This is a genomic window from Halomonas sp. WWR20 (assembly GCF_054602495.1).
Map to the genome: position 1 here is coordinate 319,859 of NZ_JBTRHR010000002.1, position 26,172 is coordinate 346,030.

Below are 26,172 nucleotides of genomic sequence, written 5' to 3' on the forward strand. Positions count from 1 at the left end.
AACGTAGGAACACGATCCCGTTTCGCCAGCACATGGCCCGGCAGTGACCGGGCCCTTCAGGAGAGACTTCATGCGCAATGCCCTTCCCGCCCGCCTGGCATCCTTTCACGCCAACGGCGCCGACCGCTACGGCGTCGTCACCGACACCGGCATCATCGACCTGACGCCGGAGTTCGGCACACGCTTCAAGGGGCTCAAGGAAGTGATCGAGGCCGGCGCCATCGACGAGGTGATGCACGCCGCCGAGCAGCGACACCCGAGCTATCGTGAAGAGGGCGTCACCTTCCTGATTCCGGTTGCCAACCCCGAGAAGCTGATCTGCGTCGGCGTCAACTTCCCGTCGCGCAACGAAGAGTACAAGGACGGTCAGGCGGCACCGAGCAAACCCTCGCTGTTCATTCGCTTTCCGCGCAGCTTCGTCGGCCACCGCCAGAATCTGGTGCGTCCGCCGGAGAGCGAGCAGCTCGATTACGAAGGGGAAGTGACCATCGTCATCGGCAAGGGCGGGCGTCGCATTCCCCGCGAGAAGGCCTATGAGCACATCGCGGCGTTGACGCTGTGCAACGAAGGCACCATTCGCGACTGGGTACGCCACGCCAAGTTCAACGTCACCCAGGGCAAGAACTTCGACGCCAGCGGCGCCATCGGTCCTTGGCTGGTACCGTTCAAGAGCGCCGACCAGCTCGACGACATCGCGCTGACCACCCGCGTCAATGGAGAGGTGCGCCAGCAGGACCGGACCTCGCGCATGATGTTCGATTTCCGTTACATCGTGAACTACGTGTCGACCTTCACCACCCTGGTGCCGGGAGACGTCATCGTTTGCGGCACGCCCACCGGCGCGGGCGCGCGCTTCGATCCGCCGATCTGGCTCAAGCCGGGCGATGTCATCGAAGTCGAAGCCGACGGCATCGGCACCCTGGTCAATGGCGTGGAGGACGAGAAGCATGCCGTTAACTGATGCTCAGGTATCCGAGGCCGCCGATGCCCTGCTTGCAGCGGAAGAAAACCGTGAGCAGATCGGTCTGCTGTCGCTCAAGTACCCGGACATGACGCTGGATGACGCCTATGCGATTCAGGCGGCGCAGCTTGAGAAGAAAAGGCACAAGCACGCCATCCTCGGCTGGAAGATCGGCCTGACGTCCAAGGTCATGCAGGACGCGCTGGGTATCGACACGCCCGATAGCGGCGTGCTCTACGATTACATGCGCTTCGATAGCGGCGTGGTGATTCCCGAAAATCATTTCATTCAGCCACGCATCGAAGCCGAGATCGCCTTCGTCATGAAGGCGCCGCTGGAAGGCGAGGTCACGCGGGAGGATGTCCTGGCGGCCACCGATTACGTGGCGCCGGCCGTCGAGATTCTCGATACGCGCGTCGTGCGCCAGGATGCCCGTACCGGCCAGATGCGCGTCATCGTCGATACCGTGTCCGACAATGCGGCCAATGCCGGCATCGTACTCGGCAAGGAACGCCACGCACCGGACGCCTTCGACCTGCGCTGGGTCGGCTCGATCGTCAAGAAGGATCGCGACGTCGTGGCTACCGGATTGGGCGCCGGCGTACTCGACGACCCGGTAACCGGCCTGGTATGGCTGGCGCGGCGCATGGCGACCTATGGCCAGCGCATCGAGGCCGGTCACGTCGTGCTGTCGGGTTCCTTCATCGGCCCCATCGAATGCCCATCCGGCAGCGATATCGAGGCTGACTACGGTTCGTTCGGGAAAGTGACGCTGAAGTTCGATTGATCGGACTGGCGGCGGCGATAACGCGATGGTGTGGTGCCAGCATGACGCGCAAAGAAGCGGCAAAAATAGCCCGGATCCTGGAAACCGAGTCGATAGCCGATCTCGTTGATGGTCATTCGCGTAAAGGTCAGCATGCGACGCGCCTCTTGCGTCAGCCTATCATGCACCAATCGCTTGCTCGGCACGCCGGCAATGCGACGACACACGCTGTTGAGCCGCGCCTCGGTCACGTTGAGTGCCGCCGCATACTCCGACAGCGTCCAATGCGCCTTGTAGTGCGCTTCGATTTCCAGATTGAAGCGATGAAACAGCGCCAGCTCGTCATGCCGAACGTGCTGGGCCTTGAGCGAACTGGCCGACAGGCGAAACAGGCCGATGAATATCAAGCGTGTCAGTGTCATCAATGCCACTTCGCGTCCCGGACGGTCGGCATCGAATTCCAGCCGCAGGTCGTCGAACAACCGTTCGACACGCGTGACGTCGCTGCGCGCTTCCTCGGTGACATGCCCGGTCGCTACGCAAACCGGGGCCACATGCTGCATGCTGCCAAGGTCCGCGCTCTCCTCGAGCAACGACCAGACCAGTTGCTGACGTACCGTAAGCACATGACCATCACTGCCCTCCTCCGTGGTGAACGAGTGCGGCACGGTCGGGGGCGTCAGAAAGAACATCGGCCCTTGCTGATGAAACTGACGGTCGTCCAGGTAGACCCGCACCATGCCGCTTTTGACGTAGTGCACCTGAAAGAAGCGGTCATGATGATGCACCGGCATGTTGCGTCCATAGAAGTCGGCCATACGGCCCAGGGCCTCGTAGTGCACCGCGGCATCGGCGTAGCGCTGATCATACTCCTGACCGATCGTGATGTTGGGAATGGGCTCCAGTGCCATACCGCGACTCCTGTGTATAAGCGCTTTTCCCTTGCAGCCAATTCACATGTTAACAAAAAGGCGACTCGCGCCGTCAGGGCCGGCCAGTATGCGCCATCGACATCGCCGCTTCCCAGATCACTTCATTACATTAAAGGAAACAACTCATGGGTGAGATCGTCCTCGCTGCCAAGATAACGCACGTTCCCTCCATGTACCTTTCGGAGCAGCCTGGCAAGCACCACGGCTGCCGAACTCAAGCCATTGCCGGACATAAGGAAATCGGCCGGCGCGCGCGCGAGCTGGGTGCCGATGTCGCACTGGTCTTCGATACCCACTGGCTCGTCAACAGCGGTTACCACATCAATTGCGGCGACCATTTCGAAGGCGTCTATACCAGTAACGAGCTGCCGCACTTCATTCAGAACATGGAGTACTGCTACGACGGCTGCCCTGCGCTAGGCGAACGGATCGCCGAGGAAGCCAATACCTCAGACATCCGTACCATGGCTCACAATATCAAGAGCCTCAAGCTGGAATACGGCACCTTGGTGCCGATGCGCTACATGCACATGGATGTTCCCAGGGACCAGGCCTTCAAGGTCGTGTCCATCGCTGCCTGGGATGCCTGGCACGACCTGAACGAAAGCATCGAATTCGGCGCTGCGGTACGCCGGGCGATCGAAGCCAGCGACCATAAGGTCATGGTATTGGCCTCGGGCTCGCTGTCGCACCGCTTTACCGATAACAGCATGGCGCAAGAGAACATGCACCGCTGGACGCGTGAATTCGACCGCCAAATGGATATACGCGTGGTCGAGCTGTGGCGCCAGGGCAAGTTCGACGCCTTCCGCGCCATGCTGCCCGAATATGCCCAGCACTGTTACGGCGAAGGCGGCATGCACGACACGGCCATGTTGCTGGGCGTACTGGGCGAAGGGTACGACGCCCCTGCCGAAATTGTGACCGAGCCTTTCGGTAGCTCCGGCACCGGCCAGATCAACGCCATCTTTCCGCTATAACAACTTCAATGTCGCGAGTCCGTCGGCTTCACGACGCCTGCCGAGATAGCGGCGCTGCACAACATTACCGGGAGACTTTCCATGGACATGCCCATCAACTCGTTCAAACAGGCAATGATGGCCAGGGATGCAGCCCAGATCGGGCTCTGGTTGGGCCTGGCCAACGGCTACTGTGCCGAACTGGCCGCCAATGCCGGTTTCGACTGGCTGTTGATCGATGGTGAACATGCGCCCAACGATCTGCGCGCCATCCTCGAGCAACTGCAGGCGGTCGCGCCCTACGCGGTGCAGCCCGTGGTGCGTCCTCCCGTGGGAGAGACGGCACTGATCAAGCAGTATCTCGATATCGGCGTGCAGACCCTGCTGGTGCCCATGGTGGACAACGCCGAGCAGGCGCGCGCGATGGTCCGCGCGACGCGCTACCCGCCGGAAGGCGTGCGTGGCGTCGGCAGTGCACTGGCGCGGGCCTCCCGCTGGAACTCCATTCCCGGCTACCTGGACAAGGCCGACGCTGAAATCTGCCTGCTGGTACAGATCGAGACGCAGGAAGGGCTCAATAACATCGACGAGATCGCTGCCGTCGAGGGCGTCGATGGCGTGTTCATCGGCCCGGCGGACTTGAGTGCCTCACTGGGCCACCGCGGCAATCCGGGACATGAAGCGGTCCAGACAGCGATCGAGGAGGGCATTCAGCGCATCCATCAGGCAGGCAAGGCGTCGGGCATTCTATCAGCCAACCAGACCCTGGCCTGGCGCTATCTCGAATTGGGCTGCACCTTCGTGGCCGTCGGCGTGGACACCAGCCTGCTGATGGGTTCGTTGAAGACGCTGGCCGCCACCTTCAAGGGTGGCGAGACGCCGGCGGCGTCTTCCTCCGTGTATTGAGCGCACTTGTTCGGGTCTTACTCCGGTGGGCCTGAATGGCTCATCCGGATAATGAATGACCTGCCGTTCGGCCTCGCAGTCGGTGTTTATACTCAGAATACCGGCCGTAGCTGGCGTGTGGGAGGAGCTCTTGAATATGGTATGGTCCACGTTAACGAGGGCTATCATTTCGACCGAGGTCGCGCCGCTCGATGGAATCAAGGCGTCGGTCGAGAAGGCTCACCCTACGGTATACAGGGATCCGACAACCAACGACATGACCAAGGGGGTCGATCCCTCTTGGTTGCTTTTTCGGCAAGGCAGAATATGGCGCGTCCAACCCCCTCTTTAACCTTGGCACTTCTTCAGGCCCGCGAATCCGCGATGGATTATTTCAGGCCCCACCTCAACCGCAACAACGTGACCGAGCAGCAATGGAGAGTCATCCGTCTCCTATGGCAATCCGACAATCAGACCCTCGAAAGCCGCCATTTGGCCGAACTGGCCTGTATTTTACCTCCCAGCCTGACCGGCGTACTGGTACGCCTCGAGCAGAACGGACTGGTACACCGCTGGAAACCCGAAACCGATCAGCGTCGTCTCTGTGTGACTCTGACGCCGAAGGGGAATGCCCTCTTCGACGATATGAAGGACGAAATGATGCGCCAGTACCACAAGATTCAACAGGCACTGGGCGCAGAAAAATACCGCACTCTGATAGGCCTGTTGAACGAAGTGCAGCAGCTTCACCCCGATGACTGACGAGCAGCCAAACGTGTTCGTACAGAACCCGCCATATCCGCAAATAAAAAACGTTTTAAATCGGTGATTCCCATCGCCAAGTGACAGGTGCGCCACATTGACACCACATTCAACGAGTGACCGCTATGCTAGGTCGTAGCCGCTACGCCAGCATCACACGCACTTTCAGCGGATACTCGTCGCAGTTGTCACCCTCGCCGCCGCGATCCACCACCAGGAATTCGCCTTCGCGGTCGAGCACCGACTGGATGGCGTGCCAGGTGCCGGCGCGGTAATTCACCCCCTGCCGGCCGTCGGTGACGAAGGCGCGCACGCTGTCCGGGTCGATCGTCTCGCCGGGTGGCGCGACCACCACCAGGAAGCGCTCTTCATGCAGCGGCATGAAGGCCTGACTGCCCAGCGGATGGCGCTCGAGAAAGTCGAGTGTCAGCGGTACCGCGACCGGCTGGCTGACAAACAGGTTGATCAGCGTATGGGCGCCCTCGCCCAGCGTCTCGACCCGGGCCAGATCATGATGGCGCTGGGTACGTCCGGCGTTGATGGGGAAGGAATCCGACGTGCGCGCGTCGATGACCTCGCCGAAGGGCGCGAAGGCCTCCGGCGTCAGCGGCTGGGCGGTGAGTTCGAGCATTGAAGCCTCCCTTGCCGATCAGCGGGCGCCGAACGGTGACAGTTTCATGTGGCGGTTGACGTCCTTGTACAGCAGGTAGCGGAACGGCCCGGGGCCTCCGGCGTAGCAGGCCTGTGGACAGAAGGCGCGCAGCCACATGAAGTCGCCGGCCTCGACCTCGACCCACTCCTGGTTGAGGTGATAGACGGCCTTGCCCTCGAGCACATAGAGGCCGTGCTCCATGACATGCGTCTCGTCGAAGGGGATCACTCCGCCGGGCTGGAAGTTGACGATGTTGACATGCATGTCGTGACGGAGGTCGGCAGGGTCGGTGAAGCGCGTGGTGCTCCACTTGCCATCGGTATCCGGCATCGCAATCGGTTCGATGTCGTTCTCGTGGGTCACGAAGGGCTCGGGCACGTCGAGACCCTCGACACGCTCGTAGGCCTTGCGCACCCAGTGAAAGCGCACCGGCGTATCGCCGGCATTGCTGACCCGCCAGTCGCTCGACGGCGGAATGAAGGCATAGCCGCCGGGCACCATGACATGGCGCTCACCGGCCAGCGTCAGGGTCAGCTCGCCCTCGACGACGAACAGCACCCCTTCCGCGTTCGGGTCGAGCTCGGGGCGCTCGCTGCCGCCGCCCGGGGCCACTTCCATGATGTATTGCGAGAACGTCTCGGCAAAGCCCGACAGGGGCCGCGACAGTACCCAGAGACGCGTCTTCTCCCAGAACGGCAGATAACTGGTGACGATATCGCGCATCACGCCCTTGGGGATGATCGCATAGGCCTCGGTGAACACCGCGCGGTCCGACAGCAGTTGCGTCTGCGGCGGCAGGCCACCTTGGGGCGCATAGTATTGGCGTTGTGAGGAGTTTCGTTGTGCCATGACATACCTTCAGAGTTAGTGAACAGCGTCACTCATGCAAAGCGGCCCCTTGCGCCGCTACGGCGGCTCAGGCGCGCGGTGCCGGGTGCTGCTCGGCCCAGTGGCGGGCGATATCCACGCGGCGGGTCACCCATACGCGATCGTGAGCCTCGACATGATCGAGAAAGCGCTGCAGGGCGCGAAAGCGCCCCGGACGCCCGACCAGACGGCAGTGCAGCCCCACCGAGAGCATCTTGGGCGACTCCTCGCCCTCGGCATACAGCACGTCGAAGGCATCGCGCAGATACGCGAAGAACTGCTCGCCGCTGTTGAAGCCCTGCGGCGTGGCGAAGCGCATGTCGTTGCTGTCCAGTGTGTAGGGGACGATCAGATGCGGATGTGTCCCGCCCTGGCTGTCCTCCACCGTGGTCCAGAACGGCAGATCGTCGCCGTAATAATCGCTGTCGTAGAGGAAGCCGCCCTGGTCGACCAGCAGGCGCCGCGTGTTGGGGCTGTCGCGACCGGTATACCAGCCCAGCGGCAGCTCGCCGTAAAGCGACTGAAAGATATCGAGTGCCCGCTGCAGATGGGCACGTTCGACACTCTCCGAAACGCCCTGGTAGTGCAGCCAGCGCCAGCCATGGCAGGCGATCTCGTGGCCCAGTTCCTTGAAGGCCTGCGCCGCCTCGGGATTGCGCTCGAGCGCCATGGCCACGCCGAAGACGGTCAGTGGCAGGCCGCGGCGCTCGAACTCGTTGAGGATACGCCACACGCCGGCCCGCGAACCGTATTCGTAGATCGACTCCATGCTCATGTGGCGGGCGGGATACGCCTCGGCCCCGACGATTTCCGAGAGGAACTGCTCGGAGTGGCTGTCGCCATGCAGCACGCAGTTCTCACTGCCCTCTTCATAGTTGAGCACGAACTGCACCGCGATGCGCGCCTTGCCCGGCCAGTTGGCCTGAGGCGGCGTACGGCCGTAGCCGATCAGGTCACGGGGATAGCCGGGATCTTGTACAGACGTCATGGAGAGATTCCTTGCGGTTCTGTGGCTGTCGGCGGGCATGGCTGGCGCAGGAAAGCCACTAGCGAGATGGAACTTCATGTATACGATACATAACAGAGCTGTATCCACTCAAGTTCTCGGATTACGACTGCTCTTCACGGATCATGCGCCGTTAAGCCAGGGAGTAAAACTGTAACGAATGATATCCGCGGTCATTGGCGACTATTGGAGTCTTGATTTCGAGCACGATCTGGTTTTTTGTGTACAACATAAACATCGATTGTGAACAACATCGTCACTACCGCTACATGAGGATGCGCGGATGCACATCAGGGTGATCAACCCCAACACCACGGCCAGCATGACGCGCAAGATCGGCGAAGCCGCCAGCCGCATCGCCGCACCGGGCACGTGCATCAGTGCCACCAACCCCGCCAGCGGGCCGGTTTCCATCGAAAGCCATTTCGACGAAGTGATCAGCGCGACCGGCGTTGCCGACGAAATCATCGCCGGCGAGCGCGAGCAGGTGGATGGCTACATTATCGCCTGCTTCGGTGATCCTGGCCTGCTCGCCGCGCGTGAACTGACCCGCGCGCCGGTGGTCGGCATCGCCGAGGCGGCCTTTCACATGGCCACGCTGATCAGCACGCGCTTCTCCATTGTCACCACGCTGGGACGGACCGGCATCATCGCCGAGCACCTGCTGCAGAATTACGGCTTCAGCCATCACTGTCGCCGGGTGCGGGCCGCGGAGATTCCGGTGCTGGATCTGGAGGACAACGGCGACGCCGCGCTCGAGCGGGTCATCGCCGAATGCCGCCGGGCCCGGGACGAGGACAACATCGGCGCCATCGTGCTGGGCTGCGGCGGCATGGCCGACCTCACCGGGCGCATCAGCGACGCGGTGGGCCTACCGGTGGTCGAGGGCGTGACCGCGGCGGTCAAGCTGACGGAGGCCCTGGTCGGCCTGGGGCTGGGCACCAGCAAGCATGGCGATCTGGCCTTTCCCCGACCCAAGTCATTCACTGGCCGTTACGACTACCTGTCGCCGACCGTCCGCTGAGCTAAATACGATAGAGACCGGGCATCGAACCCGGCCGCACGAATAATCCGAGCACGCCGCAAGAGCCACCCTGCCCCACCGGGCAGGAAATGGACAACAACGATAGACGCCATATGACCCTTGCAAGGACGGTATTATGAACAATGACCTATCCCAGGCCCGGGCGCCCCTGTCCGGAGGCCAGCCCGGCCTGACGCCTGCCCCGGCCCCTGCCTCCAACACACCGGATGCCGGAACCTCGGGCACCAAGGCACCGGGCGACGAGTCGCTGGCGCCGCAGCAGACCCGCATCATGGGCCGCGCCTCCTACTTTCTGGCCTGGTTCGGCGGCTGCGTATCGATCGGCACCTTCGCCATGGGCTCCAGCGTCGTCGGGACTCTCAACCTGATCCAGGCCACCCTGGCCATTGCCATCGGCTGCTTGGTAATCGGCATCGCGCTGGCCATCAATGGAGCGCCGGGCTACAAATACGGCATTCCCTTCATGGTCCAGGCACGCAGCGCCTTCGGCTTCAGCGGCACTCGCCTGCCGGGCCTGGTGCGGGCCGTACCGGCGATCGTCTGGTACGGCTTCCAGAGCTGGATCGGCGCGGGCGCCCTGAACATGGTATCGGCGACACTGTTCGGCTTCGACAACCTGATCTTCTACTTCATCACCTTCCAGTTCCTGCAGATTGCCCTGTCGGTCCTCGGTTTCCAGGGCATCAAGTGGCTGGAGAACGTCGGCAGCGCCTTCATTCTGGCCTCGCTGGTCTACATGTTCATCGCTACCGTGCAGCGCTACGGCGATGAACTCTCCGCCAGCCTGGTCACCATGGAAGGCTCCTGGGGCATGCCATTCTGGGGGGCCACCATGCTGTTTCTGGGCATCTACAGCACCATGATGCTCAACGTCAGCGACTACGCCCGCGAACTCAAGGAAGGCACCGGGCCGGGGCTGCTCACCACGATCTATTCGATGTCGATATTGCCCTGCACGCTGTTCATGGGGCTGATCGGCTTCATGGTTTCGGAAGCCACCGGTGTCGCCGATCCCATCCAGGTCTTTGCCAACGCCGTGGACAACACGCCGCTGCTGATGACCACGCTGCTGTTCATCGCCTTCGCCCAGGTCACCACCAACGTGCTCAACAACGTGGTGCCGCCCACCTATGTGCTGATGGACACCTTCAAACTGAAGTTTCGCACCGCGACGGTGATCGTCGGCCTGCTGGCCTTCGCCACCTTCCCCTGGGAACTGGTCAAGGACGAATCCGCTGCCGGCCTGCAGCTGTTCGTGCAGACCTATTCGGCCTTTCTGGGCCCGGTCTTCGCCGTGCTGGTGGTGGACTACTACCTGATTCGCCGCCGTACCCTGGACATGGTCAAGCTGTACGATGAGAACGGTCCCTACCGGGGCGTCAACTATGCCGCGCTGATCGCGACCGCCGTGGGAATCGTCGCTGCCCTCTCATTCCCTTCGGTGTCCTGGTACGCCAGCCTGATTCCTGCCGGCCTGGCCTATTACCTGCTAATGCGGCACTGGGCGCCCTGTCAGCGCTTCCGCCACTGATGCCCCGGGCATGACGTTCGTCCCGCCCGGCCGCTCCGCGCGGGACGCATGGCCGCCACCCACAATCACAAGAGCCTCCCATGAACGACAACGACCTTCAGGTCCAGAGCGACGATCCCACGCTCTACAACGATGATCTCGCGCCCATCCCGCACAGCCGACGCTCGTGGGGATGGTTCGAGATATTCAACGTATGGTCCAACGATATCCAGAGCCTGTTCGGCTACACCCTGGCGGCCTCGCTGTTCCTGACCTACGGACTCAACGGCTGGGCGGTGATGGCCGCCATCATCCTCGCCGGCGTCATCGTCATGTGGCTGGTCAACCTGACCGGCAGACCCAGCGTCAAGTACGGCATTCCCTTCCCGGTCATGGTCCGGGCCAGCATGGGGGTACGCGGCGCCAATCTGCCGGCCATGCTGCGTGCCATCATCGGTATCTTCTGGTACGGCGTGCAGACCTACTTCGCCTCCACCGCGGTGGCATTACTGATAACGGCACTGTTCGGCGGGGGCGATGGCGCAACCTTCCTCGGTCTCTCCGGCGTCGCCTGGCTGTCTTTCGTGATCGTGTGGCTGTTCCAGCTTGCGATCTTCTGGCAGGGCATCGAGCGCATCAAGCATTTCCTCAACTGGGCCGGCCCGCTGGTGTATGGGGTCATGATCGTGCTGATGATCGTGGTGTGGGTGCAGGCCGGTAGCGATCTCCTGCCCGCCGTGTCCACCATCTTCAGCGCCGAAGCGGACTCCGGCAGCAGCGTTGCCGCCTTCCTGGCCGTGGTCGGTACCATGGTCGCCTACTTCGCCGCAGTGGTGATCAACTTCGGGGACTTCGCCCGCTTCGTCAGAAGCGAGCGGGAGATGAAGCTCGGCAACCTGCTGGGCCTGCCGTTCAACGTGGCGTTCTTCTCCTTCATTGCCCTGATCATCACGGCCGGTACCCTGGTGCTGTTCGGCGATGCCCTGACCAACCCCACCGACATCGTCGAGCGGGTCGACTCCCTGCCGCTGACCATCGTTGCGGCATTGACCTTCTTCGCCGCTACCGTGGGCATCAATCTGGTTGCGAACTTCATTCCCCCGGCCTACGACCTGGCCAACCTCTTTCCCAGCCGGATCAGCTTTCGTGTCGGCGGGCTGATCACCGCAGTCGTCGCCTTCTTCATCGGCGCGCTATGGGTGTCGCTGATCAGCCGCATCGGCGTTCCCGGTTTCGTCAATGCCCTGGGGGCCATCATCGCGCCCTTCTACGGCATCGTCGTCGCCGATTACTACCTGATCAGACATCAGCGGCTGGATATCCAGCAGATGTTTACCTCGGCGCCCGATAGCGCCTACTACTACGTCCAGGGCTGGAACCGCAACGCCCTGCTGGCCTTCGGCCTGGCGGCGCTGTTCTCGATCGCCTCGGTGTGGGTCCCGATGCTGGCAGCGCTCGAGGGCTACGCCTGGCTGATCGGTGCCGGGCTCGGCGGGCTGTTCTACTCTCTGCTGATGCGCCACTACAAGGTCCCCGTCACCTCACCGCAGAGCTGAGCCTGGGCTTTCATGACGATCATGCCCGGATTGCGTTCCGGGCATGATCGTTGAAGCCTTGCCGCGACGATTGCGGTGACTGTCAGGTCGAAAAGATCCGGTGCAGATCCGGCGCCTCGTCGACGTCGCCGTCGATGGACAGCGACGCCTCGATGGCCTTGAGATGGCGACTCATGAAGGCCCGGGCGCGTTCGCCCTTGCCCGCTTCGAGATAACCGATCAGGTCGTCGTGGTCGTGGGACTCGCAGCCCAGATGGCCGGCGCTGCCGTAGACGGCCAGGATCAGCGAGGAGCGTGAGCACAGCTGGGAGACGAACTCGGCGAGCACCGCGTTGCCGGACAGGGCGGCCAGACGTTCGTGAAACTCGGCGGAGAGCTTGATCGCCACGCTCTGCTCGCCGGCCTTGAGCGCCTTGCGCTCGCGCGTGGCCACGTCGCGCAACAGGCGGATGTCGTTGGCCGTGATCGAGGCGGCGATGGGCGCCATCAGGCCGCATTCGACCAGCTGACGGGCGGCAAAGACGTCGAGGGCTTCTTCGGCGGTGGGACGGGTGACGCTGGCGCCGCGGCGCGGTGTCAGCGTCACCAGGTGCTCCAGCGCCAGACGCTGGAGGATCTTGCGGATCCCGGTGCGGCTGATGCCGAACACCTCGGCCAGAGCGTCCTCGCGCAGCCGGGCACCGGGGCGCAGGCGGTGCTCGACGATCGCGTTGCTGATGGTGCGATAGATGACGTCGTGACGCTCCTGACCGTCACCGCCCTTGCCGGCCCCCGGGCTGTCGCTCTCCTGCCGCTGCTGACGCTCCGTCATGTCGTGGCTCCGCCTGTCACTGTGGGGTTATGGTATACGCAATCGGCGCTCGACTCCGAGCCCTCCCGGAACTCCTCTCGCTGTCACTGAACGCTGTCACTGATTCACCAGACGCCGGGCATGGGCATTATGACGGCGCACCAGGGCCGGCAGATCCACGCCGAGCAGCTCGCCCGCCAGGACTCGCAGCCGACCGTTGATGACCGACAGATCGACGCGCGGCGGCTGGCAGAACACCAGCGCCGCCAGCGGGTCGTGCACGCCGCCCCCCGCCAGCGCCAGACTGTCCAGACGAAAGCCGACGATGTCGGCAGCCTTGCCCACGGCCAGTTGGCCGATATCGTCGCGCCCCAGCACTTGCGCGCCACCGCGGGTGGCGAACCACAGCGCCTGACGCGCCCCCATGTCGCGCATGTGGCCGTTGAGACGTTGCAGCAGCATCGCCTGGCGCGCCTCGCCCAGCATGTGCGAACCGTCGTTGGAGGCCGAACCGTCGACGCCCAGCCCCACGCGCATGCCGGCGCGATGCATCTCGAGTACCGGGGCGATGCCCGAGCCCAGACGCATGTTGGAACTCGGGCAGTGCGCCGCACCGCAGCAGTGCCCGCCCAGGCGGACAATTTCGTCGGCGTGCGGATGCACCATGTGGGCGAACCACACATCGCGCCCCACCCAGCCGACCCGCTCGGCGTACTCCACCGGCGTGCAGCCGAACACCTCGCGGCAATACGCTTCCTCGTCGCGGGTCTCGGCGAGATGCGTGTGCAGGTGCACGCCGTAGTGGCGTGCCAGCGCAGCGCTCTCGCGCATCAGCTCGGTGGACACCGAGAATGGCGAACAGGGCGCCACCACGATACGCGTCATCGCCAGCTCATCGGCGTCATGGTAGCGCTCAATGGCGCGCTGGGTGTCGGCGAGGATGTCGGCTTCCTTCTCCACCACGTGGTCCGGCGGCAGGCCCCCGGCGGACTCGCCTACCGACATCGACCCGCGCGAGGCGTGAAAACGCAAGCCCAGCTCCGTCACGGCGTTGATCTGGTCATCGATGCGCGCGCCGTTGGGCCAGAGATAGGTGTGGTCCGCCGCGGTGGTGCAGCCCGAGAGCATCAACTCGGCCGCCGCCACCTGGCTGGCGTCGAACAGCGCCTGCGGATCCATGCGCGCCCAGATGGGGTAGTGCGCCACCAGCCAGTCGAACAGTTCGGCATCCTGCCCCGCCGGCAGGTTGCGGGTCAGCGTCTGGTAGAAATGGTGATGGGTATTCACCAAGCCTGGAATCAGCACATGACCGCGGGCGTCGATCACCACGTCCGCCGGTCCCGCCAATGCCTCGGCGGGGCCAATGGCGACGATGCGGTTGTCCTCCAGGCGAATGCTGGCATTGGTGAGCTCGCGGTCGGTATCGTCGAAGGTGACGATGCGCTCGGCGTTGCGGATCAGCGTCGTGGTCATCGACTCGCCCTCAGGGAGTTTGCTGTTCTACCCAGGCACCGACGGTCGCGCGCTCCTCGTCGGTCATCTGGGTGACGTTGCCCAGCGGCATGTAGTGAGTCTGCACCGCCACGCGCTGAATGTCGGCCATGTGCGCACGAATCCGCTCGGCACTGTCGAGGCGAATGTCCAGCGGCGCACTGGTGAAGCCGGCGAAGCTCGGCTCGGCGGCATGGCAGCCGGCGCAGCGTTCGGTGACGATCTGCTCGACCCGGGAGAGGCTCACCGTCTCGGCATCACTGCTGTCGGTGCCGTGCAACGACGGTGCCGTGGCCAGGATCAGTACCACCATCGCCACGCCCGCCGCCGGCAGAATCCACACCTTGGCGCCGAGCTTGTGACGGATGTTGAAGTAGTGACGGACCCCGGCGCTGATCACCATCAGCGCGGCGAGAATCGCCCAGCCCCACTGGCTGGAATAGGTGCCGGGATAGTGATTGCTGATCATCAGAAACAGCACCGGCAGCGTCAGGTAGTTGTTGTGACGCGAGCGTAACAGGCCGTTGCGGCCATGAGCCGGATCGGGTTTTTCGCCCTGCTGCATGGCCTCCACCATGGCCCGCTGGCCGGGAATGATCACGCGGAAGACGTTGGCCACCATGCAGGTACCGATGGCGGCCCCCACGTGAATGTAGGCGGCGCGGCCGCTGAAGATCTGCGACAGTCCCCAGGCCAGAATGACCAGCAGCACGAAACCGACCAGCGCCAGCAGGCTCGGACGCTTGGCCAGGGCGCTTCTGCACAGCCCGTCGTAGACGAACCAGCTGCCAATCACCACGACCAGGCCGACCGCCACCGCCTGCCAGGGCGCAAGCCCCGACTGCGGCGCCAGCATCATGGTCGAGGCGTTGAAGTAGTAGACCACCCACAGCATGACGAAGCCGGTGATCCAGGTGAAATAGGCCTCCCACTTGAACCAGTGCAGATGCTCCGGCAGCCGCGGCGGCGCGACCTCGTACTTCTGAAGATAATAGAATCCCCCGCCGTGGATGGCCCACAGATCGCCGGCCACGCCATTCCGGGCGTTTTGCCGCTCGAGGTTGTTTTCCAACCAGTTGAAGTAGAAGGAGGCGCCGATCCAGGCGATGCCCACTGTCAGGTGTGCCCAGCGGATCAGCAAGTTGGCCCATTCGTGAAGGTGCGCTTCCATGGGGAGTCCTGTTGGCATGATTGTTATGAAGGCTTGAGATCTTGGGACAGCCGAGCGGGGCTGTGATCGTTCAGGGCGACGGGCCTCAACTGCCCCGGTAAGTGGAATAGCCGAACGGCGAGAGCAGCAGCGGCACATGGTAGTGGGCGTCGATATCGGCGACACCGAAGCGCAGCGGGATGCAATCCAGGAAACGCGGCGTGCTGCCCGGGGCCCCCTGAGCGTCGAGATAGTCGCCGGCGTGAAACAGCAGCTCGTAGCTGCCCGATACCAGTTCATCGCCCTCGAGCAGTGGCGCGTCGCAGCGGCCGTCAGCGTTGGTCAGCGTTTCGCCGAGACGCGTGCGGGTTGCGCCCTCGATGCGAAAGATTTCGATACGGATGCCCTGCCCCGGGCAGCCCCGGGCGGTATCCAGCACATGTGTCGTCAAGCGTCCCACGTGGCAATCTCCTGTCCATGCCCCGGCATCGTGACACCGGAGAAGAAATGGGGTTAGCGTTGGAGAACCGTTTTACCGCTTGAAGACATACAATTCAAAACCTTTTTGTATACAATTCATGAGCCCGAGACGCCAGTTTCGGAGACCTCGTTTCGACGACAAGGAACATCGCGATATGAGCACAACGTTGACGCCGCGCCCCAGCACCCTGTCCCGGGAGACATTCATCGAGCACTACGGCGAGGTCTACGAGCATTCGCCGTGGATCGCCGCCGAAGCCTGGGATGCCGGCCTGGGCGAGGCCCAGGACACGCCGCAGGGGCTCGCCCAGGCCATGGGTCGTATTCTCGATGCCGCCTCACCGCAGCGACAACTCGAGGTGATTCGCGCCCACCCGGATCTGGCCGGCAAGGCCGCACTGGCCGGTGAGCTGACGTCCGACTCGACCCGCGAGCAGGCCGGCGCCGGGCTGGATCAGTGTACACCTGAGGAATTCGCTCGCTTCGAGTCCCTCAACGAGGCCTACAAGGCGCGTTTTCACTTTCCCTTCGTCATGGCCGTCAAGGGCAGCGATCGTCATCAGATTCTCGCCGCCTTCGAGCAACGCCTGCCCAACACGCCCGACGAGGAGCGCCGCACCGCGATTGCTCAGGTCAACCGCATCGCCTTGCTGCGCCTGTCGGGGCGCGTCACCGGCGCTTGACGGACAGCTCTTCGCCGACAGTGTATGCTACGGTCTGTCTGAAAAGTGGCGTACAAGCATAGCGGAGAGTACCTGGCGTGACAGAAACCCGACGCAAACCGGTCGGCCGGCCGGCCGGCTCCGGCAAGGCTTCCACCGGCGGCCATAGCCAGTCGCTGGTCCGCGGTCTCAATATTCTCGAAGGACTGGCTGCCGCGCCGGGCGGACTCGCCTTGTCCGATATCGCCCAGATCGTCGGGCTGGCGCCCTCCACCACCCATCGCCTGCTTCAGGCGCTGCACCAGCAGGGCTTCATCACTCAGGATGCCGCGCAGGGCTTGTGGAAGGTGGGCGTCAAGACCTTCCAGATCGGTAACACCTTCCTTGAATCCCGCGACGTCGTCGCCACCGCCCGCCCCTTCCTGCGGCGTCTAACCGAAGAGAGCGGCGAAACCGCCAACCTGGGCATCCGCGATGAAGGCATGGCGGTGTTTCTGGCCCAGCACGAGTCGCCGCAGATGATGCGCATGATCACCCGGCTGGGTTCCCGCGCCCCGCTGCACGCCTCGGGCGTCGGCAAGGCACTGATGGCCTGGCTACCGGAAAGCGAGATCGAGCGCATCCTGGAGGCCCGCGGCCTGACCCGGGTCACCGCCAACACGCTGGATACCCCGACTCGCCTGCGCGAGGGCCTGGCCGAGATCCGCCAGCGGGGCTATGCCTGCGATCGTGAAGAACATGCCATCGGCCTGCACTGCGTCGCCGCCTCGATTCATGACGAGCACGGCAGCCCGCTGGCGGCCATTTCGGTCTCCGGTCCGGTGGCACGGATTCCCGAGTCGCGCCTGGCCGAGCTCGGTGGCGTCATCAGCCAAGCGGCACAGGACATTACCCTTCAGATCGGCGGCCGGCTCCCCGCGCGGGAAGCCGCCAGAGCGGCTCAGCACGCCTGAGCCGGTTTTGTTCGCCAGCCACCAAAAGCGCCAGACCCCAAAAAACCGCCAAGCCTGGGCTTGGCGGTCATGAATGCTCCGTTTCATATCAGGTATTGAGAATCACCCCACCGTTGAGATGCAGCGTCTGGCCGGTCATGTAAGAGGACTCCTCGCTGGCCAGATAAACATAGGCCGGACCCATTTCGCTGGGCTGGCCGGCACGGTTCATCGGCACCTGCCCGCCGAAGCTCTCCACCTTCTCGTCGGGGAAACTGGCCGGAATCAATGGTGTCCACACCGGCCCGGGGGCCACCGCATTGACGCGGATATTCTTCTCGGCCAGCGACATGGCCAGTGAACGCACCAAGCCCTGAATCGCGCCCTTGGTCGAGGAGTAGTCGATCAGCGAATTGTTGCCCTTGAAGGCGTTGACCGATGAGGTGGCAATGATCGAGTCGCCCTCGTTCATGTGCGGCAGCGCGGCCTTGACCATGTAGAAGTGACTGAAGATGTTGGTCTGGAAGGTACGCTTGAGCTGGTCGTCGGGGATTTCCGTGACGTCGTTCCAGTCATGCTGTTCGGCGGCGTTATTGACCACGATGTTGAGCTTGCCGTAGGTCTCGAGGGTCTTGTCGACGATCTCGCGACAGAATGCCGGTTCGCCCACGTCGCCCTTGATCAACAGGCAGCGCCGGCCTTCGGCCTCCACCAGCGCCTTGGTGTCCTCGGCGTCGCGGTCCTCCTCGAGATAGGCGACCACCACATCGGCGCCCTCGCGGGCGAAGTGCAACGCCACGGCACGCCCGATGCCGCTGTCACCCCCGGTGATGATCGCCACCTTGTCCTTGAGCTTGTCGGTACCACGATAGCTGGTGCGAATGAATTCCGGCTCGGGATGCATCTCATGCTCTTCGCCGGGCTGCTTGGGCTGATGCTGCGGTGGGAAGTGTTCGTCTGCCATCCTTGCCGTCTCCTGTCATGAATCCTTGGAACCTGCTTTGCAAAGATAGAAGTCCCTCGACGCTGCGCCAACCGTAGCGGGACGCGCATCACGGCGGAGTGATCCCTGCGCGTTCCGATTTGCCGGGGTCGATTTGCTGGGTACACTGTCGCCGCCGTTTCCCGCCACCACCCGTTTGCTCACAACGCGAGGCCCGCCATGAGTTCTCATCTGCTGTCCGTCGATTCCCTGTCCCGCGATTATGTCGATCACCTGTTGCGGGTCGCTCAGCGCATGGAGCCGATTGCAAGCCGGCGCAAGGTGACCCGAGTGTTGGAAGGCGCGGTGCTCGGCAATCTGTTCTTCGAGGCCAGCACACGCACCCGCGTCAGCTTCAACGCGGCGTTCTGCCGACTCGGCGGCAGCGTCTGTGACACCACCGGCTTCACCTTCTCGTCGATGGCCAAGGGCGAATCGCTCTACGACACCAGCCGGGTGATGAGTGGCTATTGTGACGCCATCGTCATGCGCCACCCGGACCAGGGCTCGGTGGCCGAGTTCGCCGAGGCGATCAACGTGCCGGTGATCAATGGCGGCGACGGCCCCGGCGAGCATCCCAGTCAGGCGCTGCTCGACCTGTACACCATCGACAAGGAGTTCACCCGACTCGGCAAACACCTGGGCGGTGCCCACCTGCTGCTCACCGGTGACCTCAAACACGGCCGCACCGTACACTCACTGATCAAGCTGCTGTCGCTCTATGAGCCGCTGCGCATCACTCTGGTCTCGCCACCGGGGCTGGAGATGCCTGGCCAGCTGGTCGACCTGGTCACCTCGCGCGGGCATCGCGTCGAACAGCGCGAAAGCCTCAACAGCGATTTCCGCGACCTGGACGTGGTGTACACCACGCGCATCCAGAAGGAGCGCTTCACCGACGAGCTGTCGGAAAGCTTCGCCGGCGTATCCCAGGATTTCACCGTCGACCGGGCGTTTCTCGACCAGCGCTGCACGCCGACCACGGTAGTCATGCACCCCTTGCCGCGCGACAGCCGCCCGGGCGCCAATGATCTCAGCGTGGATTTGAACGGCGACCCGCGCCTGGCGATCTTCCGTCAGACCGACAACGGCATCCCGGTGCGCATGGCGATCTTCGCCACGCTGCTCGGCGTCGAGGAACTGATCGAGAAGGAAATGCGCGACGTGCGCTGGTTCGTGCCGGCGCAGTACGGCGTCGACGACGCCAGCTTCTAGGCCCTAGCGGCGCGCCTGCCAGAACAGCGAAAACAGCTCCGACTGGGAGTTGATGCCCAGCTTGGCGTAGATGTGCTTCTTGTGGGCGCGCACGGTTTCCACCGAGATCGTCAGGCGCCGGGCGATCTCCTTGGTCGAGCCGCCGGCCAGCATCAGCTGGCTGATCTCGCGTTCGCGCTCGGTCAGCGCGGGCCGCGCCTCCAGGGCCTGGGCGAGCTCCGGGTCGGGATGCCACGGATGCGGCCCGAGCCGCGCCTCCGGCTCGGCCTCGAAGTGCATGCGCTGGCGCATCAGCGCCAGCAGCCACGGCTGGACCAGGCTGAGCAGCCCCAGCGTGGCTGGGTCGAACGCCACCACCGACCCCAGCGACAGACACAACGTACGCTCGCCGCCCAGCACGCAGTTGAACTGAACCTCGTCGGCGACGATGTTGCGCTGGAAGTAGCGCTGGTAGTACTCGGTGTGGGTGAAGCGCTGCGGGGCGACGTCGGCCAGGGTGAAGAGCCCCGAGCGTCCGCGCCCCTGGGCGTCGATGTAGAACGGGTCGAGCAGGTAGAGCCCGCGCTGGTAATTCTGGAACAGCGTCTCGTCCGAACCGTCGTCCTCGTCGCTCTCGGCGAGGATGCGCGGCGGCTGGCGGGGGTCGAAGATCAGCGCCACCCAGGTATTGAAGTCGACATACGCCCCCAGTGTGCGCACCACGGCGAGCCAGAAATTGCCCCCATCCAGCTTGTCGACCAGCCCCGCAAAGCTGCGATGCCAGGCGAGGCTTTCCAGGCGGGTCATCGTCCCGTCGGGCTGACCCTCATCCGCATTACGCCCCATCATTGCCACCTCGCTGATCCCGTCCCGCTAACCAGGCGTCGACCGCCTTACCCATCCGGGGTAACCCGTTCATGGGATAGGCAGCGACGCGTGAGTCCGGATACTGAAGAAAGACCCCCGATTATCGCACAGTAACAACACGTCGGAGCTTCCATGCAAATAGCCTTGGCCCAACTGGCCAGCCGCGAAGGCGATATCGCCAACAACCTGTCGCGCGTGGTCGACTGCGTTCGCGACAGCGATCCCGCGACAGCGCTGATGATTTTCCCCGAGACCCAGCTGACCGGCTTCGCCGAGCCCGGCCACGTCGTCGACCGGGCGCTGACGCTCGACGGCCCCGAACTGGCCACGCTGATCAACCTCAGCCGCGAGCACGACACCGCCCTGGCGCTGGGCCTGCTCGAACGCGCCGGGGAAGCGATCTACAACACCACCGTGCTGATCACCCCCGAACAGGGCCTTGCGCTGCGCTACCGCAAGACCCACCTGTGGCCCGACGAACGCGACCTGGTCAGCCCCGGCGACAGCGTCAGCTGCGTCGCTTGGCGCGGTTACCGCATCGGCCTGTTGATCTGCTACGACCTGGAATTCCCCGAACCCGCCCGCGCCCTGGCCGCCATGGGCACCGACCTGCTGGTGGTCACCAACGGCAACATGGACCCCTACGGACCGGTGCACGCCCGCGCCGCCCAGGCCCGAGCCCAGGAAAACCAGTGCTTCCTGGCCATGGCCAACCGCGCCGGAGAGGGAGCGGGGCTGACCTTCGCCGGCGAGAGCGCGCTCGTGGCCCCCGACGGCGAGCTGCTGTTCCGCGCCGGTCGCGAGGAGAGCGTGACCCCCCTGACACTCGACGGCGAGCGGCTCGAGCGCGCCCGCCGCAACTACGACTATCTTCGCGATCGCCGTCTCGCCCTGCCGGGACATCGCGAGGAGACGGCGTTGGGCCGGGTCTGGCATTTCGCCTGAGCCCATTGACCTTACATCCAACCGCCACAGGCGCAGTTACAACAATCTCCGTTGAATAATTCTCTCGGTCGCAATAACCATAAATAGGAGGCGACGATGCCCGAAATGAAGAAGACCCTTTCGCTGGGCCAGGTAGTGCTGTTCGGCCTGGCCTACATGACCCCGATCATCGTGCTGGGCACCTTCGGCGTGCTCGCCGTGATCACCGACGGCGCGGTGTCCGGCGCCTATCTGGCCGCGCTGGTCGCCATGCTGTTCACCGCTCACAGCTATGGCCGCATGGCCAGCGCCTACCCGGTCGCCGGTTCGGCCTACGCCTATGTGCGCCACGCCATCGACGACCGGCTGGGCTTCATCGCCGGCTGGGCGATCCTGCTCGACTATCTGTTCCTGCCGATGGTGATCTGGCTGATCGGCGCCGCCTACCTCAACTCGGCCTTCCCGGCGATCCCCGAGGCGCTCTGGCTGCTGGCCTTCATCGGCGTGACCACGCTGATCAACATGCTGGGGCTCAAGCTCGCCAGCCTGATCAACAGCGTGATGATGCTGGTGCAGGTGCTGGTCCTCGTCGCCTTCGTCGGCCTCGCCGCGCATTACGTACTCGGCGACCCCAGCCAGCCGTTCTGGAGCCTGGCCCCCTTCCTCGGCGCCGAGACTTCGGCCTCGCTGGCGACGCTGATGGCCGGCGCGGCCGTGGCCTGCTACTCCTTCCTCGGCTTCGACGCCGTGACCACCCTGACCGAGGAAACCAAGGACCCGCAGCGCAACCTGCCGCGCGCCATCCTGCTGATCACCCTGATCGGCGGGCTGATCTTCATCGTCGTCTCCTACGTGGTGCAGCTCGCCGCCCCGGGCACCGACTTCGCCAATCCCGACGCCGCCGCCTACGACATCGCCCGCAACATCGGCGGCGACATCTTCGTCTCGGTCTTCCTGATCGGCCTGATCGTCGGTCAGTTCGCCTCGGGTATCGCCGCCCAGGCCAGCGGCGCACGGTTGATCTACGCCATGGGCCGCGACGACGTGCTGCCCAAGCGCTGGCTGGGCCGGCTGGGACGCTTCGGCACCCCGGTCGGTGGGCTGGTGCTGAGCGCTCTCGTGGCGCTGCTGGCACTGACCATGGACGTGCTCTCGGCGGCCTCGTTCATCAACTTCGGCGCCTTCCTGGCCTTCGCCCTGGTCAATGTCGCAGTGATCTGCCACTACTACCTCAAGGAGCGCCGCCGCGGCGGCTTCGATACGCTGTGGTTCCTGGTCTGCCCGCTGATCGGCCTGGCTGCGATCCTGTGGCTGATGGCCAGCCTGGATCACCTAGCGGTCACGCTGGGCAGCATCTGGCTGACTTGCGGACTCGCCTGGCTGACCTGGCTGACCCGTGGCTTCAGCCGGCCGACGCCGGAGCTTCACCTGGACAGCTAGCAGCCAGCCCGATAGTCCTCCTAAAAGATCACGGCCGGCCCCCAGGGGCCGGCCGTGTTGTCTTTGCGTATCGTGAGTCTTGAAGTGCGGTCGACTCAGCCGAGCGGCCGCGACGGCAGGCCCTCGTCCCTGGCGAACCAGCCTTCGAGGATCAGCTGCGCCGCCAGCCCGTCGACGCCCTCGTCACGGTAGTTACCGCGATGCCCCGCGTCACGGGCGATGGCCTTGGCCTCGCGAGTCGAGCCACGTTCGTCGATCATTTCGCAGGGCTTGCCGTAGCGCCCGTAGAGGCGCTTGCCGAACTTGCGCGCCCGGGTGCTCATTTCGGACTCGCTGCCGTCCATGTTGAGCGGCAGGCCGACCACGAACAGATCCGGACGCCACTCCTCGACCAACCGTGTCACCACGTGCCAGTCGGGTATCCCGTCGCGAGCCGGCAGGGGCGCCAGCTGCGAGGCGCTACCCAGCATCTCGTTGCCCACCGCTACGCCGATACGCCGCGTGCCGAAATCGAACGCCAGCACCAGCCGCTGTCCGCTTAGCGCCATGTTCCCCTCGCCATATCCTCCGCCACGCTCTCCCCTCGCTCAGCCATGGCCGGCTTCGCGGGTCATCAGGTTGAGGTCGACGCCCAGAATCCCGGCGGCGGCGGTCAGCCGCTGTTCCGGCGGCGTCGCGAAGAGAATCGCGGCCTGGCCTTCGACGGTCAACCAGGCGTTCTGCTTGAGTTCGTCCTCCAGTTGGCCGCCCTGCCAGCCGGCGCAGCCCAGACAGACGATGAAATCGTCGTCGAAGCGGCCCTCGGCGATGGCCGACAGCATGTCCATCGAGGTGGTCAATGCGATCTCGTCGGAAACCTGCAGGCTGGAGTCCCAGGGGGCAGCGCTGCCGCGATGCAGGATAAAGCCGCGGTCGTTGTTGACCGGTCCGCCATAGTAGACCGGGGCTTCGCGATGTGGGCTATGCTCGGACTCGAGATCGAGTTGATCGAACAGCGCCTCCAGCGTCAGCTCCAGGGGCCGGTTGACGATCACCCCGAGCGTGCCGTTGTCATCGTGATCACATAAATAGGTCAACGTACCGCCGAACTCGGATTCCTCGAGATGCGGCATCGCCAGCAGAAAATGGTTCTTCAAGCTTTGCATGTGCCTCCCTGGCGTCAATGCACGCCAAAATTATTGCCTTTCCCGAAGCGCCAAATACGTGTAATCACCAGACTATCACGCCCAGCAAGCCCCGTATCGAAAGGTCGATAGGGCGCGGCACCTCGCACCGTGTCAAGCGCCGCTTGATCTAGCTCGGCAAACCCCGACGACTGCAACACCTGCACCTCGCGCAGCCGCCCGTCGGAGCCGATGACCACGCGAATGCGTAACTGGCCTTCAAGATGCGACGGTGCGGGATAGTGCAGGTTGCCGTACTGCTCAACCCGCCGCGTCCAATCGGCGATATAACGCGCCTCGGCGGCCTGCGTAGCCGCCGACTGCGGCGGCGCGTCCGGCTCGCGGCTGGCGACGAAGCCCTGCTCGCGCACGCTCGAGGTCGCTTGAGCCAGCAATTCGCTGGCGCTGGGACGTCGTTCGCTTGGTGCCGCTGGCGGCTTTTCCGACGCGGCTTGTGGAGCGGCCTGAGGCTCAGCGGCCGACGCCGGCTTGGGCGGCGGCGCCTGTCTTCTCGGCGCCGCCGACTCGGGGGTGGTGCGGCGTAGCGGCGTGGCGGCCTGCGGCTCTTCTTCCCCCTCGCTTGCTGCAGACGCTGACGCCTCCTGCGTGGCCGCAGATGCCGGTGGCGGCGACGCCAGCGTGGGCGGCTCGCGTATGGCCTTGGCCACCTCCGGAGCCAGAGGCGCCGTAGGGGCGCTGGTGTCCGCCTGCGATTCGTCTGCGCTCGGCGTCTGCAACGCCTCGGAGGAGGCCTGCCGTTCGCCACGCGCGCGCTGATCGGCGGCACCGATGGCCGATGCCTCGACGGGCTTGGGCGCCGGCGCCCTGACCAGCACCACGTCGAGACCGCGCGACGCAGGCGCCGCCTGCGTCGGGACTACCTCCCAGTGCGCCAGCCCCACGATCAGTCCGGCATGCAGTGCGAGCGCCAAGGCACCGGCCACGACATGCCGATAGCGGCGGCTGACCGGAGCATACTGGATCGGGTCGCTGATCATCGAGACGGACATCGCAGCTCCGCTGGCGTCATGCCCGCTCGAGACGGCGCTCGATGGCATCCATCAGCAACCCGGCGATATCGGTGCCGCGCTGGTCATCGATCTCGCGCACGCAGGTCGGGCTGGTGACATTGATCTCGGTGATGTAGTCGCCGATCACGTCGAGGCCAACGAACATCAATTCCTTCTCGCGGATGGCCGGCTTGACCTGCTCGACCAGCCAGTAGTCGCGATCGCTCAGCTCGCGGCTCACGCCGCGTCCGCCGGCCGCCAGGTTACCGCGGGTCTCGCCGGCCATCGGTACCCGCGCCAGGCCGTAAGGCACCGGTTCGCCATCGATCAGCAGGATGCGGGTGTCGCCGTCCTTGATCTCGGGAATGTAGCGTTGGGCCATGATCTGGTGACTGCCGCGCTCGGTTAGCTGTTCGATCACCGCGCCCAGATTGCGCCCCTCGGGACCGATATGAAAGATGCCGGTGCCGCCCATGCCGTCGAGCGGCTTGAAGATCACATCGCCATGCTCGGCATGGAAGCTGCGCAATACCTTGTCGCTGCACGAGACGATAGTGGGCACACAGCACTGCGGGAACTGCTGGGCGAAGAGTTTCTCGTTGCACTCCAGCAGTGCGCGCGTGGGATTGACCACCAGCACGCCTTCACGCTCGGCGAAACCCAGCAGATGCACGCTATTGGTGAACCCGGTGTCGACCGGCGGATCCTTGCGCATCAGGATCACGTCGAGCTCCGCCAGCGGACTCGAGACGGGTTCACCAAGACGGTACCAGTCTGCGGGGTTGTGGAAGACCTCGAGCTCGCGCATTCGCGCCCGGGCACGGCCGTTATCGAGAAAGAGGTCCTCCTGCTCCATGTAATACAGCGACCCGCCACGATCCTGGGCGGCCCACAGCATGGCCAGAGTCGTGTCCTTCTTGTAGGTAATCGCGGCGATGGGGTCCATCACCACGCCGATCTTGAGAGGGCGTTGGCTCATTTAAGGGTATTTCCACGATGCGTTGACGATGATCGCAGTATGACGCAGGGCTATCGCGAAACCCAAGCGGGATGACGCGACGCAGCCGGGTGCCAACTTGCCGATCACCGGGCGAAAGTCTGCTCGCCGCACGGCAACAGCAGGTCCTTGGGCCGCCCGGTGGCGAGTGGACGCGGGGAGCAATCCTGGGAGCAGGGCATAGTGGCAATC

General features: G+C 64.2%; 27 protein-coding genes and 1 pseudogene. 14 read left to right on the forward strand and 14 right to left on the reverse strand.

Annotated elements, in window-relative coordinates; translation table 11 throughout:
• The first annotated feature begins 70 nt into the window (after positions 1–70).
• Positions 71–961: a fumarylacetoacetate hydrolase family protein gene (locus tag ACW4DH_RS04785; protein WP_459635221.1), complete on the forward strand. Its 891-nt coding sequence runs from the start codon at positions 71–73 to the stop codon at positions 959–961.
• A complete protein-coding gene (locus tag ACW4DH_RS04790; protein ID WP_459635222.1) occupies positions 948–1,748 on the forward strand; it encodes an FAA hydrolase family protein in 801 nt (266 codons plus the stop codon). The genes ACW4DH_RS04785 and ACW4DH_RS04790 overlap by 14 nt, the downstream gene beginning before the upstream one ends.
• Here the strand turns inward: ACW4DH_RS04790 and hpaA are convergent.
• Entirely contained in the window at positions 1,709–2,638 is a 930-nt protein-coding gene (hpaA, locus tag ACW4DH_RS04795; protein ID WP_459635223.1) for a 4-hydroxyphenylacetate catabolism regulatory protein HpaA, read from the reverse strand. The genes ACW4DH_RS04790 and hpaA overlap by 40 nt on opposite strands.
• A gap of 146 nt (positions 2,639–2,784) precedes the next feature.
• Here hpaA and hpaD point away from each other — a divergent pair, with 146 nt between their 5' ends.
• The 4 genes and pseudogenes from hpaD (at position 2,785) to hpaR (ending at position 5,265) form a co-directional block, all read left to right on the forward strand.
• The gene (hpaD, locus tag ACW4DH_RS04800) at positions 2,785–3,639 is read left to right on the forward strand and encodes a 3,4-dihydroxyphenylacetate 2,3-dioxygenase (protein ID WP_459635224.1); all 855 of its coding nucleotides are present in this window, start codon (positions 2,785–2,787) and stop codon (positions 3,637–3,639) included.
• Between the two features lie 81 nt (positions 3,640–3,720).
• A complete protein-coding gene (gene hpaI / locus ACW4DH_RS04805) occupies positions 3,721–4,524 on the forward strand; it encodes a 4-hydroxy-2-oxoheptanedioate aldolase (protein WP_459635225.1) in 804 nt (267 codons plus the stop codon).
• Between the two features lie 51 nt (positions 4,525–4,575).
• A pseudogene (locus ACW4DH_RS04810) lies at positions 4,576–4,746 on the forward strand (aldehyde dehydrogenase family protein); the annotation flags it as partial.
• Between the two features lie 84 nt (positions 4,747–4,830).
• Positions 4,831–5,265: a homoprotocatechuate degradation operon regulator HpaR gene (gene hpaR, locus ACW4DH_RS04815; protein ID WP_459635526.1), complete on the forward strand. Its 435-nt coding sequence runs from the start codon at positions 4,831–4,833 to the stop codon at positions 5,263–5,265.
• A gap of 142 nt (positions 5,266–5,407) precedes the next feature.
• Here the strand turns inward: hpaR and ACW4DH_RS04820 are convergent, their stop codons facing one another.
• The 3 genes from ACW4DH_RS04820 to puuE all read right to left on the reverse strand — a co-directional run bounded on the left by ACW4DH_RS04820 (position 5,408) and on the right by puuE (position 7,772).
• A complete protein-coding gene (locus ACW4DH_RS04820; RefSeq protein ID WP_459635226.1) occupies positions 5,408–5,896 on the reverse strand; it encodes an ureidoglycolate lyase in 489 nt (162 codons plus the stop codon).
• Between the two features lie 18 nt (positions 5,897–5,914).
• Positions 5,915–6,766: a bifunctional allantoicase/(S)-ureidoglycine aminohydrolase gene (locus tag ACW4DH_RS04825; protein ID WP_459635227.1), complete on the reverse strand. Its 852-nt coding sequence runs from the start codon at positions 6,764–6,766 to the stop codon at positions 5,915–5,917.
• A gap of 67 nt (positions 6,767–6,833) precedes the next feature.
• Positions 6,834–7,772 carry an allantoinase PuuE gene (gene puuE, locus ACW4DH_RS04830; protein WP_459635228.1) on the reverse strand — a complete coding sequence of 313 codons (939 nt, stop codon included), beginning with the start codon at positions 7,770–7,772 and terminating at the stop codon, positions 6,834–6,836.
• Positions 7,773–8,073: 301 nt separating this feature from the next.
• Between puuE and ACW4DH_RS04835 the strand changes: the two genes are divergently transcribed.
• The 3 genes from ACW4DH_RS04835 (at position 8,074) to ACW4DH_RS04845 (ending at position 11,901) form a co-directional block, all read left to right on the forward strand.
• Positions 8,074–8,814: an aspartate/glutamate racemase family protein gene (locus ACW4DH_RS04835; RefSeq protein ID WP_459635229.1), complete on the forward strand. Its 741-nt coding sequence runs from the start codon at positions 8,074–8,076 to the stop codon at positions 8,812–8,814.
• A gap of 136 nt (positions 8,815–8,950) precedes the next feature.
• Positions 8,951–10,366 carry an NCS1 family transporter gene (locus ACW4DH_RS04840; RefSeq protein WP_459635230.1) on the forward strand — a complete coding sequence of 472 codons (1,416 nt, stop codon included), beginning with the start codon at positions 8,951–8,953 and terminating at the stop codon, positions 10,364–10,366.
• A gap of 80 nt (positions 10,367–10,446) precedes the next feature.
• Positions 10,447–11,901 (forward strand): NCS1 family nucleobase:cation symporter-1, encoded by a 1,455-nt coding sequence (locus ACW4DH_RS04845; protein WP_459635231.1) that lies wholly within the window; start codon positions 10,447–10,449, stop codon positions 11,899–11,901.
• An 82-nt stretch (positions 11,902–11,983) separates the two neighbouring features.
• On the opposite strand, the gene ACW4DH_RS04850 is transcribed toward ACW4DH_RS04845, so the two are convergent.
• The 4 genes from ACW4DH_RS04850 to uraH form a co-directional block, all read right to left on the reverse strand.
• Positions 11,984–12,712: a GntR family transcriptional regulator gene (locus ACW4DH_RS04850; protein ID WP_459635232.1), complete on the reverse strand. Its 729-nt coding sequence runs from the start codon at positions 12,710–12,712 to the stop codon at positions 11,984–11,986.
• Between the two features lie 96 nt (positions 12,713–12,808).
• Positions 12,809–14,164 (reverse strand): 8-oxoguanine deaminase, encoded by a 1,356-nt coding sequence (locus ACW4DH_RS04855; protein WP_459635233.1) that lies wholly within the window; start codon positions 14,162–14,164, stop codon positions 12,809–12,811.
• 10 nt (positions 14,165–14,174) lie between these two features.
• Entirely contained in the window at positions 14,175–15,353 is a 1,179-nt protein-coding gene (locus ACW4DH_RS04860; protein ID WP_459635234.1) for a urate hydroxylase PuuD, read from the reverse strand.
• A gap of 85 nt (positions 15,354–15,438) precedes the next feature.
• Positions 15,439–15,792 carry a hydroxyisourate hydrolase gene (gene uraH, locus ACW4DH_RS04865; RefSeq protein WP_459635235.1) on the reverse strand — a complete coding sequence of 118 codons (354 nt, stop codon included), beginning with the start codon at positions 15,790–15,792 and terminating at the stop codon, positions 15,439–15,441.
• Positions 15,793–15,967: 175 nt separating this feature from the next.
• On the opposite strand from uraH, the gene uraD reads away from it, so the two are divergent.
• Positions 15,968–16,495 carry a 2-oxo-4-hydroxy-4-carboxy-5-ureidoimidazoline decarboxylase gene (gene uraD / locus ACW4DH_RS04870; protein WP_459635236.1) on the forward strand — a complete coding sequence of 176 codons (528 nt, stop codon included), beginning with the start codon at positions 15,968–15,970 and terminating at the stop codon, positions 16,493–16,495.
• Between the two features lie 77 nt (positions 16,496–16,572).
• Positions 16,573–17,427: an IclR family transcriptional regulator gene (locus tag ACW4DH_RS04875; protein ID WP_459635237.1), complete on the forward strand. Its 855-nt coding sequence runs from the start codon at positions 16,573–16,575 to the stop codon at positions 17,425–17,427.
• Between the two features lie 88 nt (positions 17,428–17,515).
• Here the strand turns inward: ACW4DH_RS04875 and ACW4DH_RS04880 are convergent, their stop codons facing one another.
• On the reverse strand, positions 17,516–18,370 hold the full coding sequence (locus ACW4DH_RS04880) for an SDR family oxidoreductase (RefSeq protein WP_459635238.1): 855 nt from the start codon (positions 18,368–18,370) through the stop codon (positions 17,516–17,518).
• 117 nt (positions 18,371–18,487) lie between these two features.
• Between ACW4DH_RS04880 and ACW4DH_RS04885 the strand changes: the two genes are divergently transcribed.
• Positions 18,488–19,600, forward strand: coding sequence for an aspartate carbamoyltransferase (locus tag ACW4DH_RS04885; protein ID WP_459635527.1), 1,113 nt, complete (start codon positions 18,488–18,490; stop codon positions 19,598–19,600).
• Between the two features lie 3 nt (positions 19,601–19,603).
• Here the strand turns inward: ACW4DH_RS04885 and ACW4DH_RS04890 are convergent, their stop codons facing one another.
• Positions 19,604–20,428 carry a helix-turn-helix transcriptional regulator gene (locus ACW4DH_RS04890; protein WP_459635239.1) on the reverse strand — a complete coding sequence of 275 codons (825 nt, stop codon included), beginning with the start codon at positions 20,426–20,428 and terminating at the stop codon, positions 19,604–19,606.
• 150 nt (positions 20,429–20,578) lie between these two features.
• On the opposite strand from ACW4DH_RS04890, the gene ACW4DH_RS04895 reads away from it, so the two are divergent.
• Positions 20,579–21,391, forward strand: coding sequence for a carbon-nitrogen hydrolase family protein (locus tag ACW4DH_RS04895; protein ID WP_459635240.1), 813 nt, complete (start codon positions 20,579–20,581; stop codon positions 21,389–21,391).
• Positions 21,392–21,487: 96 nt separating this feature from the next.
• Positions 21,488–22,810 (forward strand): APC family permease, encoded by a 1,323-nt coding sequence (locus tag ACW4DH_RS04900; protein ID WP_459635241.1) that lies wholly within the window; start codon positions 21,488–21,490, stop codon positions 22,808–22,810.
• 95 nt (positions 22,811–22,905) lie between these two features.
• On the opposite strand, the gene ruvX is transcribed toward ACW4DH_RS04900, so the two are convergent.
• The 4 genes from ruvX to gshB are packed head-to-tail and all read right to left on the reverse strand — an operon-like array spanning position 22,906 to position 25,962.
• Complete coding sequence (gene ruvX, locus ACW4DH_RS04905; RefSeq protein ID WP_459635242.1) at positions 22,906–23,358, reverse strand: Holliday junction resolvase RuvX; 453 nt, start codon at positions 23,356–23,358, stop codon at positions 22,906–22,908.
• Positions 23,359–23,397: 39 nt separating this feature from the next.
• The gene (locus ACW4DH_RS04910; protein WP_459635243.1) at positions 23,398–23,955 is read right to left on the reverse strand and encodes a YqgE/AlgH family protein; all 558 of its coding nucleotides are present in this window, start codon (positions 23,953–23,955) and stop codon (positions 23,398–23,400) included.
• A 14-nt stretch (positions 23,956–23,969) separates the two neighbouring features.
• Positions 23,970–24,983 carry an energy transducer TonB gene (locus ACW4DH_RS04915; RefSeq protein WP_459635244.1) on the reverse strand — a complete coding sequence of 338 codons (1,014 nt, stop codon included), beginning with the start codon at positions 24,981–24,983 and terminating at the stop codon, positions 23,970–23,972.
• A gap of 16 nt (positions 24,984–24,999) precedes the next feature.
• Positions 25,000–25,962 carry a glutathione synthase gene (gene gshB / locus ACW4DH_RS04920; protein WP_459635245.1) on the reverse strand — a complete coding sequence of 321 codons (963 nt, stop codon included), beginning with the start codon at positions 25,960–25,962 and terminating at the stop codon, positions 25,000–25,002.
• Positions 25,963–26,172: the final 210 nt, after the last annotated feature.